Genomic DNA, 13,382 nt, shown 5'->3' with positions numbered 1-13,382 from the left:
CTGCTGGCGACGGCGCGGCCCGTCGTCGGCTTCGTGGTGGCGGTGGCGGGCGCGCTGGCCCTGGCCCGGTTCGGCGAGGCGCCGCAGGACACCCCCGAACCGGTCTGAACCCGCCCCGCCCGCGCCTGAACCGCCCGCCCTCGCGAACCGCGCCGGACGGGCAGGCGGGCAAACGGGCGGGCAGGCGGTTCAGGTTCGTCGGCCCGGGTGGCGTTCAGCTTCCCGCCCTGCCTCATTCGCCCCGGTCACCCGGCGGTTGCCCTGCGGCGGGACCAGGCCGACAGTCCGAGTGCCAATACGGCGCCGGCGCCGAGGACCGCGACCGCGACCCAGGTGGTGTGGGTGACCGCGTCGGTGAAGGCGATGCGCGGGTCGCGGACGTGGGCGACGCGGTCCTCGAAGCGGGTGGTGACCAGTGTGCCGAGGATACTGGTGCCGAGGACGGCGCCGATCTGACGGGCGGCGTTGACGGTGCCGCCCGCCTCGCCCTCGCGGCCCGGTGGGACGTGGCCGACGGCGAGGGCGGTGGACGGGGCGTTGGCGAGACCGCAGCCGAAGCCGAACAGGACAAACGCAGCGGCGTACCCGGCGAACGCGGTGCCCGGTCCGACCTGCGCGAAGAGGACGGCGCCGACGGCCGCGAACAGCAGGCCCGCCGTGATCAGGACGCGCGGCCCGAGCCGGCGCACCAGTATGCCAGCCAGGACCGAGGCGGCGATGAACGCACCGAATTCCGCAAGAAGTTGAACGCCCACCTGCAGGGCGGTCAGGCCCCGTACCCGCTGCAGCCACAGCACTTGGAGAAGGCTGAGGCCGACGAAGCCGAACAGGACGGTCCCGGCCAGCAGGAGGGAGACGCTGTAGGAGGGATCACGCATCAGCCGCAGGTCGACCATGGGGGCGGTACGGCGCAGTTCTACCAGAGCGAAGGCGGCCAGCAGAAGGACCGCTGCCACAACGGCGGCCAGGGCCCGTGCGGAGCCGTAGCCGTGGTGACCGCCGTCGATCAGCCAGAAGACCAGGAGCGCGAGACCTGCGATCGCGGTGAACTGTCCCGCCCAGTCCAGGCGCTGGGCCGGATTGCGGGACTCGGCGACCCGGCCGAGCGCGACGATCGCTGCGAGGCCCGCCATGACGAGGTTGAGCCAGAAGGCCGCGTGCCAGGTCCACCAGCGCAGTGCGAGGCCCGCGACAAGGGGGCCGACGGCCAGGCCCAGCCCGGAGGTGGCCGCCCATGCGGCGATCGCCCCGGCACGGCGGCGCGGGTCGCGGACGGCGTGGGTGATCAGCGCGAGAGAGCTGGGGGTGATCAGGGCACCGCCCAGACCGGCGATCGCCTGGCCGACGAGGAGGGTGGCCAGGTTGTCGGCGAGGACCAGCACCAGAGCGCCTGCGGCCATCGCCGCGGTCCCGGTCAGGAAGACGCGCTTGCGACCCCACCGGTCGGCCAGGGCGCCCGCGCCGAGTACGCAGGATGCCACGACCAGGGTGTACATGCTCGGCACCCACACCATGTCGGCCGGGGCGAGGCGCAGATCGGCCTGGACGGCGCCGAGCGTGCCGATGGTCTGGGTGGTCTGGAGGAACACCGTGAACAGTCCCAGGCACGCGGCGACGAGGACCGGCCCGGGGCGGTTGCCGCGGGCGTCGTCGCGCTCCTCGGCCGTTGTGTCACGCAGCTCAGTGGTCATGGTTCGCTCCTCCGGACAGCATGGCCCCGGCCTGGCGGGGGACGTCGTCGGCGAGGAGTTCCTCGCGGGCGGCCTCGACGGCGTCGAGGACCTGGTCGACCACGTCGGCAGGGATGATCCCGGCCCGGTCGACGTGGGCGGCCATGTCGGTGTCGATGAACTCCGGGTGCACGGCGACGGTGCGGGTGCCCTGCGCACGCAGCTCCTCGCGCACCGCGTTGGTCATCGGCCGGGCCGCCGACTCAAAGGTGCCGTACGAGCCGGTCTGCGGCAGCGTGTGCCGGGAGAGCACGGGGAGTACGTCGGCCGGGGCCCCGCCACCGTTCCTTCCGGGGACGGGGGCGACGGCGCGGCCCGGTCCGCGGCCTGCTTCGGTGACGAGCGCGATGGCTCCGCCGGTGTTCACGAGGTCTCCCGGGGGGCTGCCGAGGGCGAGGGGGCGTTCTCCGGGGGGGCGTCCTGGACGACGCGGGCCTGCCGGGCGAGGGCCAGCAGTCGGCCGTCGGCCGACCACACCTCGCTGTCGTCGACCGCCCAGCCGCCGCCGGCCTGTTCGGTACGGATCCGAACGAGGGCCCGGTCCGTGAGTACCTCGGAGGCCGGCGTGTCGGCGAAGTGGATGGTCAGCTCGGCGGTCGGCACCGGACGCGGGGTGCGCCAGCACGCGAACAGGGCGGGCGGGAGGACATCGGTGAGGGTGACGACCGCGGCCTCGTCCAGCGGCCGCCCGTCGGTGAATCGCACCCAGGCCACCAGCTCGGCCAGCTCGCCCCCGGCGAGGGGCAGCGCCTCGGTGGCGGGTCGCACTTCCACCTGCTGGGCGAAGGCCACGAATCCGCCGGGCAGGTCGAGGGGCACGCAGTCGGCCGGACCCGGTACCTGGGGGAAGGCCCGCCCGTCATAGCCGGGCCCCGGGTGGCCGGAGCCAAACAGCGCCGACCCCGCGAGCACCGCGGCTCCGTCCTGATGGGCCGTGAAGAGACAGGTGGAGGCCCGACGTCCCCTACGGGGTCCGGTCAGGGACAGGCCGAGCGGACGGGTCTCGACAGGGGCGAGGAAGTGCGCGGTCAGGGCGCGGAGCGGGCGGCCTTGCCCGACGCCCTGTTCCCGCATGGCGGTGAGCGCCGCCGCTGCGACATGCCCCCCGTGCGCGCCCGCCCAGGACCTCCACAGGGGGTCGATCCGGGCCACCGCCTCATCGGTGACAGACGTGCTGCCGGGTGGTGAAGTCCTCATTCCGGTCTCCTCGTTCGGTCGGGCCCGAGGAATGCCCGAGCCAGATAGTTGGAAAACAGGACTCACTATAAGGGAGTTAGTTTGAAAAACAAATGCACTCTGATCCGGACCGCCCCCAGGCTCCGCCTCATGGGTCTTTTTTTCCAACCCACTGGTCTAGGATGAGAGGTCAACCGGCCCGGGAGGCAGACGATGGACGACGTACTGCGGGGCGGCAGGTGAGCCCGGAACCTCCCGGCGGCCGACGAGCTCCGCACCCGGAGCGACGCCCGCATGCGCCGTGCCGCCCCGGCACGGCGCCCACTCCCCGGAGGTCCACACCCATGACCGTCGCCCGCCCGCGCCCCTGTTCCATCGCGAACTCGCTCGCCGTCATCGGCGAGCGCTGGAGCCTGCTCGCGCTGCGGGAGGTGTTCTTCGGGGTGCGCCGCTTCGACCGGATCGCCGCGAACACCGGCGCCAGCCGGGACATCCTCACCACCCGGCTGAAGAAGCTCGTGGAGAACGGCGTCCTGGCCAAGGAGCTCTACCAGGCCCACCCGCCGCGCTACGAGTACACGCTGACCGAGGCCGGACTCGCGCTGCACCCGGTCCTGCTCGCCCTCAAGGAGTGGGGCGACCACTACGTGACCGAGGGAGAGGCCCCGACGGTGTTCCGGCACGACTGCGGCGCGGTCCTCCATCCGCGCACCGTCTGCGACGCCTGCAGCCGGCCCGTCCCTCCCGACAGCGCCCGCGCGGTCCGCATCGGTGGCGTCCCCCAGCGCTCCGCGGCAGACTCCCCCGGCGCACCGTCGCCGACGGACACGTGATCATCCGGAACCCTCGCCGGACGCCCGTACCGGGCGCCGGCGCCCCCTGCCGGCCGCCGCTTCCGGTATCACCGTCGGATCCTTGAGCCGGCTCTTCCGGTCCGGTCTGCGGATCGGAGGGCTGCGGGCGCCGCACATGACGGCCCGCTCTTTTGGCCGCACCATCACTCGTTCCCGTCCAGCCACCGCGGCCACCGGGAGGCCGCAGACGCGGGACGGAGCGGCCGGACGCCCCCTCTCGGAGAAGTGATCCGTACCCGGGGTTCCGCGGTACCCGGCCTCAGGAGAGCGCCCGGCAGAGAGCCTCCAGCGCTCCCGCCCACGCGCTGTCGGTCGGTGTCCCGTAGCCGACGACCAGTGCGTCGCGCCCCGGCGGCGCCTGCGGGTGCCGGAAGCGCGAGATCCCGTCCAGCGCGAGCCCCTGCCAGGCCTCCGCCCGGAGCGCGGCCTCCTCGCCGCCCTCCGGGAGTTCGAGCACGGCATGCAGGCCGGCGGCGATACCGCTGACCCGGACACCGGGGGCCCGTTCCGCGAGTACCGCGACGAGTTGGTCGCGTCGGCGGCGGTAGCGCAGCCGCATCGCCCGCACATGGCGGTCGTACGCGCCCGACGCGATGAAGTCCGTGAGCGTCAGGTGCTCCAGCGCGCTCGACGACCAGTCGCTCAGCCCTTTCGCCTCGATCACCTCCTCCACCAGGCTCTCCGGCAGCACCATCCACCCCAGCCGCAGCCCGGCGCCAGGGATTTGCTCGTCGTCCCCAGGTGGACGACGCCTTCTGGGTCGAGCCCCTGAGCGCGCCGACCGGCTGCCGGTCGTAGCGGAACTCCCCTCGTAGTCGTCCTCCAGAATCAGCCCGCCAGTGCCGCGCGCCCAGTCGACCGCCGCCCGCCGGTCGGGGTGGAACGGCACGCCCGTCGGGAACTGGTGCGCGGGGGTCAGCAGGGACAGCGCCGTCCGGAGGGCTGATCACTTTGGCACGGCGCGATACGTATCCCACTCGCCCGGCGATGGCGGGGCCTCCTCCCGGATGTCGACGACGAGGTCATACGCCACCTCGTCGACCGCCGCGAGGCTCGCCGCCGCGGGGCCGATGTCGTTCACTTCCTCGGTGCCCGCACGGAGGAGGGCGAGGTCGCCTCATGGGCCGACCTCTATCTGGACCCGGCAACTGGCACCGCCCAGATCGAGGACCTGGTCACCTCAGAGGCCCACCTCAGGCGCGGCTACGCCGATGCCGTCCTGACCACCGCCTTGCGCCTGGCCGCCGACAAGGACTGCGATACCCGGTTCCTGACCGCGGATGCGACGGACTGGCCACGACACTGGTACGAGCGCCGCGGCTTCTCCGTCATCGGCCACTCGCACTGCTTCGAACGGGACTGATTGCGAGACACCGGATGACAAACCGAACGAGGGCCTGGCCGCCGCCCGCGCCCGCGGCCGGACCGGCGGGCGCCCCTCGGTCATCACGCCCGAGCTCTTGCGCGCGGCTCGCGACATGCTGCCCAACCCGGAGAACAGCATCGAGTCCATCGCGAAACTCCTCGGCGTCTCCGACGATACCCTCTACAACCACATCCCCGACTGCGCGAACTGCGTGCCTCCCGCGTTCCGCGCCAGCTCGAAGGCAGTACCTCGTAGGTCACGGCAGAGCCGTTGTGGCTTTTGGCCTCACCTTGGCTGGACCCCATCTTGGCGGTGGCGTAGCTGCGGATGCGCGGGACGCTCTCGCGGACGAATTGCATCTCCGCGGCCAGGAGGATCGCCCCGGCCTCACCGAGGTAAGTCAGACCGGAGTGCCTGTGGATGACGTGCGACCTGGGCGGTGCAGTTTCGGTGAGACGAACTGAGTGGAGAGCGTGTCGGTGAAGGTGCTTCATTCCGTGCGGCGTTCCGCTGTGTGTCATGGAACCTGCGCTGTGTTGCGCTTCCTCGTGTGCCGGGGATACCGCTCAACGCGTAGCGGCGTCGGCGAGGATTGCCTGAAGCCGTGCTCGGCATTCGGCGACGAAGGCGGGGAGACGAGGACGCGGGCCGGGTGAGGTGTGGTCTCCTCGGCGAGCATGTGCAACAGGAACGGCACGGCGTGGAGCGTGGCCTCGTAGACGCTTCCCTGGTGGTAGAGGGCGGACCACATACGGTCCCACGCCTGGGTCCGGTGTTCCCCGTCGCCGCAGACCAGAGCGCGCAGCTGCTCCGGGACGTCGGTCGCCGGGCCGTAGGCGTGGCGGAGTTCGGCCCAGGGCGCCTGGTCGAGTTCGTCGAGTGGGCGGGTGCCGGGCGACGGTACGGCGCGGTCGGGTCTCACCGGGCGCTCCCCGGGGCCTCGGGTGCGGCGGTGCGCTGGGTCTGCCGCCACGACTGGAATTCGGGTAGGGCGGCGATGTCGGTGAGGTCGCCGAAGGAGGGGTCGCGGGTGAGGATCTGGTCGGCGACCCGGTAGGCGTCGTCGGTGCGGCCGAGGGCGAGCAGGACGCGGACCTGGGTGTCGCGGACGAAGTCGTACTCCGGGGCGTCGGCGACGGTCAGTGCCTGCTCGACGGCGGCGAGCGCGCGCTCGGGTTCGCCGCTGTGCAGCAGATGCCAGGCGAGGGCGTTGCCGGTGCGGCGTTTGACCTCTTCCTGGAAGGCGCCCTCGTCGGTGAAGTGCCAGATCGTGCCGGGTATCAGGGAGAGTGTCTGCTCGGCGTAACGGATGAGCTTCGTGGCCGGTTCGGGGCGGTCGGCGTCCGGGGCGTTGTCGGCGAGTTGGCCGAGGGCGTTGACCAGGCCGTAGTGGGCGTAGAGCCGGTCGTAGTCGGAGTAGCACACGCCCGGAACGCAGAGCGCGACGGCTTCCTCGAAGGCGGTGACGGCCGCCGCGTGGTCCTGTGCGGCCTGCTTCTCGGCGCCGGTCCTGACCAGGGCGTGCACGGACTGCCAGTTCGGGTCGTGGACGACCTCCTTGGTGCCGGTGTCTCGCAGGTCGAGCCGGGTCCGCGGAAACATCGCGCGCAGCCGCTCCAGCGTGGGCCGGTCGAGCTTGGTGTACCGCAGGCCCGCGAACTCGAGCCGGCGCAGTCCGAAGAACGACTCTGGAAGGGTGGTGAGTTCGTTGAACGACAGGTCGATGTGCCGCAGGTTCGGCAAGTGGGTGAACGCGTCGTCGGGCAGCGCGCGGAAGGCGGTGCGCGCCTTCCGGCCGTCGAACGTTTTCTTGCCCCAGCGGTCGATCTCCAGGTGTTCGAGGGTGGTGATGTCCCAGATTCCGGAGAGCAGGTCGCGGCTGGGCGGGGGCTGGTTGGAGCCCGGGGCGCTGCCGCTCAGGCGCAGGACGCGCAGCCGGGGCAGCCGGGCCAGGTCGGGCAGCCGCGTCAGTCGGGCGGACAGGGAGTTGCTCAGGTTGAGTTCCTCCAGTTCGGTCAGGTTCAGCAGCTCGTCGGGGACTGAGGCCAGCCAGACGTACGACAGGTCGAGTGTCCTCAGTCCGGTCAGGCGGGTGACGATCGGGGGGAAGTCGACCAGGGTGTCGCAGTGGTAGCCGCCCTGGTGCTGGCGGGACAGGTCCAGTTCGCGCAGCGTGTGCAGCCGGGCGAGCGTGTCGGGGAGCGGGCAGGTCAGCCGTGCGGCGCGCAGCACCTCCAGGCGGTCCAGGTCGCCGAGGGAGTCCGGCAGGGCTGTGAAGGCGTTGCCGGAGATGTCCAGCAGCCGCAGGTTCCGCAGCCGGCCGATGGACTCGGGCAGCCCGGTCAGCTGTGTCCCGGCCAGGTGGAGTTCTTCGAGGGCGGCCAGCTCGCCGATGCGCGGGTCGATTGTCTTGAGCTCGGCGTTGCCCTCCAGGGAGAGGACCCGCAGGTTGGGGAAGGAGAGGAGCTGCTCGGGGAAGTGCCTCAGCTTGCGTCCGGACAGGTCGAGTCCTGTCACCTCCTCCGCACGCACCAGCAGCGCGTCCAGCTCCTCCAGGGCGGCCAGATGGCTCGGCCGGACCCCGGCGCGCAGCACCTGCCGCCCCTCGCGCAAGGCCTCCGCGATCTTCCCCTCGTCGGCCGTGCCGTCATCGTCGAGGAGTTCGGGCAGCAGCACGGTGTCCAGTTCCTCGTCGGTGAAGTCCACCGGGCAGTTGGACGGCCCGTTCTCGGCGACGAGCAGTGCCTGCGGCTGCTCGGCGAAGGTCATGCCGAAGTACGACACGCTGATGACGATCCGGGCGCGGGTCCGCCCGCACACCACGAGCCAACCGCCGTCCCCGTATGAGCCGCAGATGCCGCCGGTCACTTCCAGGTCCCCGCGCACCACCACGTTGGGGCAGCCGGACAGGAACACGTTGCGGGCCCGCAGACTGCCCGTCACCATGAGGAAGTTGCCGTCGCAGTCGTCCCACCAGTCCAGGTCACCGTCGACGGTCAGATCACCGTCCACGACGGTGTTGTACGGCACCCAGTCGCTGTCGCCCTCCGGCTCCAGATGGCCCGCGACATGCAGACCGCCCTCGTACAAGCGGATCTCCTGCTCGTCGGCGAACTCGGCGTACGGGTAGCCGACATCGGCGGAGACCCGGAACCGCTCCTCCGCCTCCTGGGCGCTGATGAGGCGGTACCCCACCGGTGAGTGCACCGTTGTGAGGGCGGGGGGTACTGACGGGCCGCTCTGGGATTCGTCATCGGTCATCTGTGGTTGCTCCGTGGGGTGAAGTGCCCGGTAAGGCGGATTCGGTGGGGGAAGTGCGAGGCGCGGTCGGCTGGGGCGGGCCGCCAGGCCGACGGGTACATGCGCTCAGTGGGCCTCGGCTTGCGAGTCCGCGCGGAAGACCGGCAGACCCTCGCGGAGCCGGGCGAACAGCAGACCCCGGTCCATCATTTCCCTGCCCCCGTCCTCGTCGACGGCGAAGACCTCGTCCACCAGCAGCTCGCGCAACTGCTCCTGGACGCCGTCGCCGTGCCCCTGCTGGAAGTCGTCCAGGTCGAAGTGGAGGTCGGCTTCCACGGTCGCGATCGTGGCGTGCTCGTCCTCGATGACCAGGCGGGCGCGGATGGTGCCCGCCTGGAGCGTGTTGTCGTTGTAGTAGCCATAGACGACGTCGGCCTCGATGTCTCCGTCGACGGACATCTCGCCGTCGGTGAACACCCCTCGGGCCGTCACCCCGCCGCGGATGGCCACCACCGAATCCGGGCCGCCGTCCGCCAGCACGTCTTCGACCGCCAGGGAGCCGGTGACCACGAAGGGGGCCACCACATCCAGGCCGCCCTTCACCACCAGGTCGCCGTGATGAAAGAACGGCGTGTCCACCGACTGGTCGCCGACCAGGGTGCGCGTCGCACCCGTCCCGCCGAGCACCCTGGCGCACAACTCGGGAAGATGCGGCAGATGGTCGGGATCGCAGCCGTAGCCCAGTCCGGCCACGAAGTCCTGGTAGCTGTCGAAGTCCGGCTCCACCCGCCTGGTGAGCCAGCCGCTGTCGTCCGGGATCCCGGCGGCCTCACACACCTCGGCCAGCTCGGCCTGCATCACCCCGGCCGCTTGCCGCAGCGCCTCCATGTCGATGGGCAGCGGCCCGCCCTCCACCACGGGATACCGCACATGCGCCGGGGCCCCCGCAGCCTCCAACAGAGCCACGATCTCCGACCGTGCCTGCCGCTGCTTCTCGCTGTAATCCGGCAGGCGCAGGGCGATCCCGAGCGGGGTCCTGCCGAGGCCGTTGACCGCGGCGGCGTCGGCGCCGCGCTCCAGCAGCAGCTTCACCAGCCCCGGTCGCGCCGAGCCGACGGTCGCGTGCAGCGGAGTGTCTCCGCGATCGTCGACCGCGTCCGTCGGTGCGCCGTGGTCGAGCAGGAAGGCGTAGACCGGTACGGCTGCGCAGCTCTCGTGGGCGAGGGACCCGCCGGTGGCGGAGCGGATCTTGCCGTCCAGCCGGGCGCCGTGCTCGACGAGCAGGGCCAGCACCTCCACGGAACGCTTCGCCCAGGCCGCCGGTTCGGAGTCGTTCAAGGCCACGGCCCACGCGGCGGGGGTGACACCGTGGTTGTCGACGGCGTGCACATCCGCGCCGCACTCCAGCAGCGCCCGTATCACCTCAAGGGAAGGCAGCGGGTCGTCGGCGCTGTACGGGGCCTTCACCGCCCGGTGCAGCGGGGTGGCGCCCTGCTCGTCGTGCGCCGAGACATCCGCCCCGTCAGCGATCAGTGAACGAACCAGTGCGGCACCCTCGGCGGGGTCACCGCCACGGTCAGGCGCGACAGCAGCAAAAAGGGATTTGCTCATGACTTCGCTCATGGTGAGGACTCCTGGACGGTGCACTGACAACGGACCCCGGCAGGCCGGACGCCGGACCTGACAGAACGTAGAACATGTGACCAGGCCGTTGGTCATGAGCAGGAAGGTTCCGGTGGTTTCCGTGGCTGATTGCGTAGTTCTACTGACACCGGCGCCGGTCGAGACGCACACGGGAGAGACGGCGCCATGCTCGGATGGGCCCGGCACCGCAGGCCCGCCACATCACGAAGGAGAGGGTCGCCTCGTCCAGACAGCCCGGCTGCCATTCGACGAGCTGCTCGCCCCAGGCGACACCGGCGGTGGTTATTCGACCCGCACTCCACGGCACGGAGGCCCTCCGGGACGCTCGGCCGAGGAGCGTTCCGGTCCGCGTCCGGCCGACGGCACTTGGTCACGAGGGTGGTGGCGTGCCCGGTGCCGTAGCCGTGTGGCGGGCCACCAGGGTGGCGAGGGCCGCGCGGGACGGGACGCCCGTCTTGCGGTAGACGCGGGCGATGTGGCTCTCGACGGTGCGCGGACTGAGGCAGAGCCGGGAGGCCACGGCCTGGTTGGTGAGACCCTCTGCGACCAGTTCCGCCATCTCCCGTTCCCGCGAGGTCAGCTGGGCCAGCCCGGCGGCCGGTCCGGACGGCTCCGCCGCCCCGTCCGTGTCACCCAGCACCTCCGGGCGCTGCTGGTCGGCCAGGGCGACCAGCAGCGTGGCCCCGCCCTCGGCGGCCTGCTGGCGGGCGCGGCGCCACATGGCGGCCGCGCTGGCGCCGTCACCGGCGGCTCTGGTGAACGCGGCGCCGAGCAGCAGGCTCTGGGCCTCCCGGAGGGTCGCCCCGGACAGCGCGCTCTCCCGGGCGGCTTCGGTGAACGCCCGTGCTGCCGCGGCCGGGTCCCCGCGGTGCGCCTCGATCCGGCCGAGGGCGCGCAGCGCCGCTGCCCGGCGGGTCGGCAGGTCGATCTGTTCGGCCTCCTTGAGGGCGCGTTCGGCCGCGTGTTCGGCTTCTTCCGTCTCACCGACGGCCAGGGCTGCGGCGACGAGCAGTTCCAGGAACTCCGGGAGGAGTGAGGGCTGAATCCGGGACAGGTCCCTGCTCCCGCCCGTCTCCAGCAGGATGTCCCGTGTCCGGTGCGGGTCACCGGCGCCCATCGCGGCGAAGGCGAGCAGGGACCGTGCCAGCGTGGACCACCAGCTCTGGCCCGCGCCTTCCACAGCTGCCGCCGCCTCCTCCGCGGCGGCCAGGACGTCCGGATCGCCCGGCGGGCGGGCCTGCATGAGGAACAGGGACCGGATCGCGAGGGTGAGGCCGAGCAGTTTGCCGCTGCCCAGGGCACGGGCGATGGTCGCGGCCTCGTCGGCCAGCTCCAGCGCCGTGGTGACCCGGCAGGTCAGGAAGTGGGTGTACGCCTTGCACAGCAGGAGCTGCGACAGCATGTAAAGTCGGCCGGTCCGCCGGGCGATGTCCACGCCCCGGTCGGTGTGCCGTTCCGCGTCCGTGTACCGGTCGAGCATCACCTCGGCCCAGCCCAGTCTGACCAGGGGCTCGCACAGCCCGGCCAGGTCGCCGTCGGTGAGCGCGTCCGCCAGCCCCGCCGCGGTCCGGGCGAGCCGACGGGCCTCGGCCGTGTCACCCTCGTACGCCTCGCTCATGGCGGCCAGCGTCAGGGCGCCCATCTCGCCGAGTCCGTCACCCAGATCGCGGGCGCCGCGCAACGCCTCGGCCAGTTCTTCCCGTACCTCGGGGAAGCGGGCGACGAACTGCGCGCGGCAGCACCATTCGATGACGAGACCGATCCGCTGGGACGGTGACGGCCCGGGCCTCCGGTCCAGTTCGCGGCGCAGCAGCGCGTCGGCCTCGGCGTAACGCCCGAGCTGACGCTCCATGACGGCGCACTGCACGACCGCGGAGATACGGAGCGTGTCCTCGCCGTCCTTGTTGTCGGCGGGCATGTCGATCACTCGGTGGAAGAGGTCTCTGCTCTCCCACAGCGCCCCGGTCGTGCCGAGCGCCCCGGCGCGCATCAGTATCAGCTCACGGCGTTTGTCGAGGAGTCCGGGGGTGTTGGGCAGGATCGCGGCGGCCTCCGGGTCCCAGCCGGTCAGTGAACGCTCGATGTGGTGCGCCCGCTCGGCGAGGGGTGCGCCGGCCTCGGCCAGTTCGGCCGCCGCCCTGTGGTGGAGCTCCTGCCGCCGCCAGGGGTCGGTGCTGTCGTGGACCAGAGCCCGGATCAGCGGGTGGCGCAGTGCCAGACGGTGTCCGGCCTGGTCCGTACGGATCAGATCGCGGCGCATGACCCCGCGCAGGGCCTCGACGACGTCGGGGACGGGTGAGCCGGTGAGAGCGGCGATGAGGTCGGCCGTGGCGTGGTCGCCGAGTACGGCGGCGGCTTCTACGGTGCCGCGCTCCAGTGGGTCCAGCGGGGCGAGCTCGTCGAGCAGCAGTGCTTCCAGGCCTGCGGGCGGACCACCGTCCCGGACCGGGGGCCCGGGCAGCCGGGCGGTGCGATGTGCCGTCAGGAGTGCCAGGAAGTACAGCGGGTTGCCCTCGCTCGCGGCGTACATCTCGGCCGCCCGCTGCTGCGGCAGGTCGCGGGCCAGTTCCTCGACGCAGTCCCGTTCGTCGAGCGGGCCGAGAGAGATCCGCAGCACCGCGCCGGTATCGGCCCCGCGCGCCAGCGCCGTGGTGAGCGCCGCCGGGGCCTGGCGGTCGCGGCGCGACACGACGAGCAGGAAGGGAGCCTTCACAGGGTGCCGCACGAGGTGGTCGACGAGTTCCAGGGACGCCGGGTCCGCCCAGTGCAGGTCGTCGAGGACCACGACGAGCCGCGCGCCCCGGATGCAGCGCAGTGCGTCCGAGGTGGCCCGGTAGAGGCCGAAACGGTCCCTGTTCCACGGCTCGCCCGAGGGCTCGGTCCTTCCCCGCAGCACCGGAAGGAGCTCCCGCAGCGACGGGAACACCCCGAGCACGCGCTGGTCGAGGTCGGCGAACGCGTCGGCGAACGGCTGGAACGGGCTGTGCCGTTCGAACTCTGTAGCCCGGCCGCGCAACACGGCCGCCCCGCGGCGGCGGGCGAGGGTACTGAACTCCGCCAGCAACCGGCTCTTGCCGATACCGGCCTCACCAGTGACATCGACGAGGGCCGGACCACCGGCTCCCATGTGCTGCAGGGCCGCATCGAGCCGGCGGAGCTCGGCTGACCTGCTCACGAACGGCACGCTGTTCATGCGCCTGCCCGGCCCCCTGTACAACTCAACCACCACGATCTCCCTCGGAACGAACGCCGCCACGGCACACCAGGGCCCCGGTGGCTACGACACGGGGCTGGGCGACTGTCGCTGTCAGACAGCGTTCTACAGCACGAGTACGACAACGCTGCCCCTGTGTGGCGGGCCCGGCCCGCGCC

General features: G+C 71.9%; 10 protein-coding genes and 1 pseudogene. 2 read left to right on the top strand and 9 right to left on the bottom strand.

Features of this window, described 5'->3' with window-relative positions; genetic code table 11:
• Positions 1–245 precede the first annotated feature (245 nt).
• The 3 genes from OG520_RS39560 to OG520_RS39550 are packed head-to-tail and all read right to left on the bottom strand — an operon-like array spanning position 246 to position 2,927.
• Positions 246–1,691 (bottom strand): MFS transporter, encoded by a 1,446-nt coding sequence (locus OG520_RS39560; RefSeq protein ID WP_124722577.1) that lies wholly within the window; start codon positions 1,689–1,691, stop codon positions 246–248.
• The gene (locus OG520_RS39555) at positions 1,681–2,097 is read right to left on the bottom strand and encodes a hypothetical protein (protein ID WP_124722576.1); all 417 of its coding nucleotides are present in this window, start codon (positions 2,095–2,097) and stop codon (positions 1,681–1,683) included. The genes OG520_RS39560 and OG520_RS39555 overlap by 11 nt, the downstream gene beginning before the upstream one ends.
• Positions 2,094–2,927: a thioesterase family protein gene (locus OG520_RS39550; protein ID WP_362012630.1), complete on the bottom strand. Its 834-nt coding sequence runs from the start codon at positions 2,925–2,927 to the stop codon at positions 2,094–2,096. The genes OG520_RS39555 and OG520_RS39550 overlap by 4 nt, the downstream gene beginning before the upstream one ends.
• A gap of 323 nt (positions 2,928–3,250) precedes the next feature.
• On the opposite strand from OG520_RS39550, the gene OG520_RS39545 reads away from it, so the two are divergent.
• A complete protein-coding gene (locus tag OG520_RS39545) occupies positions 3,251–3,739 on the top strand; it encodes a helix-turn-helix domain-containing protein (RefSeq protein WP_124722574.1) in 489 nt (162 codons plus the stop codon).
• A gap of 280 nt (positions 3,740–4,019) precedes the next feature.
• Here OG520_RS39545 and OG520_RS39540 read toward each other — a convergent pair.
• Together OG520_RS39540 and OG520_RS39535 are read right to left on the bottom strand one after the other, a co-directional pair.
• A pseudogene (locus OG520_RS39540) lies at positions 4,020–4,682 on the bottom strand (aminotransferase class I/II-fold pyridoxal phosphate-dependent enzyme); the annotation flags it as partial.
• Positions 4,683–4,706: 24 nt separating this feature from the next.
• On the bottom strand, positions 4,707–4,841 hold the full coding sequence (locus OG520_RS39535) for a hypothetical protein (RefSeq protein ID WP_362012627.1): 135 nt from the start codon (positions 4,839–4,841) through the stop codon (positions 4,707–4,709).
• Between OG520_RS39535 and OG520_RS39530 the strand changes: the two genes are divergently transcribed.
• Positions 4,785–5,123 (top strand): GNAT family N-acetyltransferase, encoded by a 339-nt coding sequence (locus OG520_RS39530; protein WP_406016674.1) that lies wholly within the window; start codon positions 4,785–4,787, stop codon positions 5,121–5,123. The genes OG520_RS39535 and OG520_RS39530 overlap by 57 nt on opposite strands.
• 520 nt (positions 5,124–5,643) lie before the next feature.
• On the opposite strand, the gene OG520_RS39525 is transcribed toward OG520_RS39530, so the two are convergent.
• The 4 genes from OG520_RS39525 to OG520_RS39510 form a co-directional block, all read right to left on the bottom strand.
• The gene (locus tag OG520_RS39525) at positions 5,644–6,048 is read right to left on the bottom strand and encodes a hypothetical protein (RefSeq protein WP_124722573.1); all 405 of its coding nucleotides are present in this window, start codon (positions 6,046–6,048) and stop codon (positions 5,644–5,646) included.
• Positions 6,045–8,387 (bottom strand): hypothetical protein, encoded by a 2,343-nt coding sequence (locus OG520_RS39520; RefSeq protein WP_406016370.1) that lies wholly within the window; start codon positions 8,385–8,387, stop codon positions 6,045–6,047. The genes OG520_RS39525 and OG520_RS39520 overlap by 4 nt, the downstream gene beginning before the upstream one ends.
• A 105-nt stretch (positions 8,388–8,492) precedes the next feature.
• Positions 8,493–9,989, bottom strand: a complete 1,497-nt coding sequence (locus OG520_RS39515; RefSeq protein ID WP_328512629.1) for an ankyrin repeat domain-containing protein — start codon at positions 9,987–9,989, stop codon at positions 8,493–8,495.
• A 391-nt stretch (positions 9,990–10,380) separates the two neighbouring features.
• Positions 10,381–13,185: an ATP-binding protein gene (locus OG520_RS39510; RefSeq protein WP_406016369.1), complete on the bottom strand. Its 2,805-nt coding sequence runs from the start codon at positions 13,183–13,185 to the stop codon at positions 10,381–10,383.
• Positions 13,186–13,382 lie beyond the last annotated feature (197 nt).

Origin of the sequence: Streptomyces sp. NBC_00984 (assembly GCF_045162475.1) — a bacterium.
In the GTDB taxonomy this organism is placed as follows: Bacteria; Actinomycetota; Actinomycetes; order Streptomycetales; family Streptomycetaceae; genus Streptomyces.
This window is presented reverse-complemented; position numbering and strand designations above follow the sequence as displayed.

Bases quoted from the DNA above. Each gene is read 5' to 3' on its own strand.
- OG520_RS39515 (WP_328512629.1), bottom strand. From the start codon at position 9,989: ATGAGCGAAGTCATGAGCAAATCCCTTTTTGCTGCTGTCGCGCCTGAC.
- OG520_RS39560 (WP_124722577.1), bottom strand. From the start codon at position 1,691: ATGACCACTGAGCTGCGTGACACAACGGCCGAGGAGCGCGACGACGCC.
- OG520_RS39550 (WP_362012630.1), bottom strand. From the start codon at position 2,927: ATGAGGACTTCACCACCCGGCAGCACGTCTGTCACCGATGAGGCGGTG.
- OG520_RS39520 (WP_406016370.1), bottom strand. From the start codon at position 8,387: ATGACCGATGACGAATCCCAGAGCGGCCCGTCAGTACCCCCCGCCCTC.
- OG520_RS39545 (WP_124722574.1), top strand. From the start codon at position 3,251: ATGACCGTCGCCCGCCCGCGCCCCTGTTCCATCGCGAACTCGCTCGCC.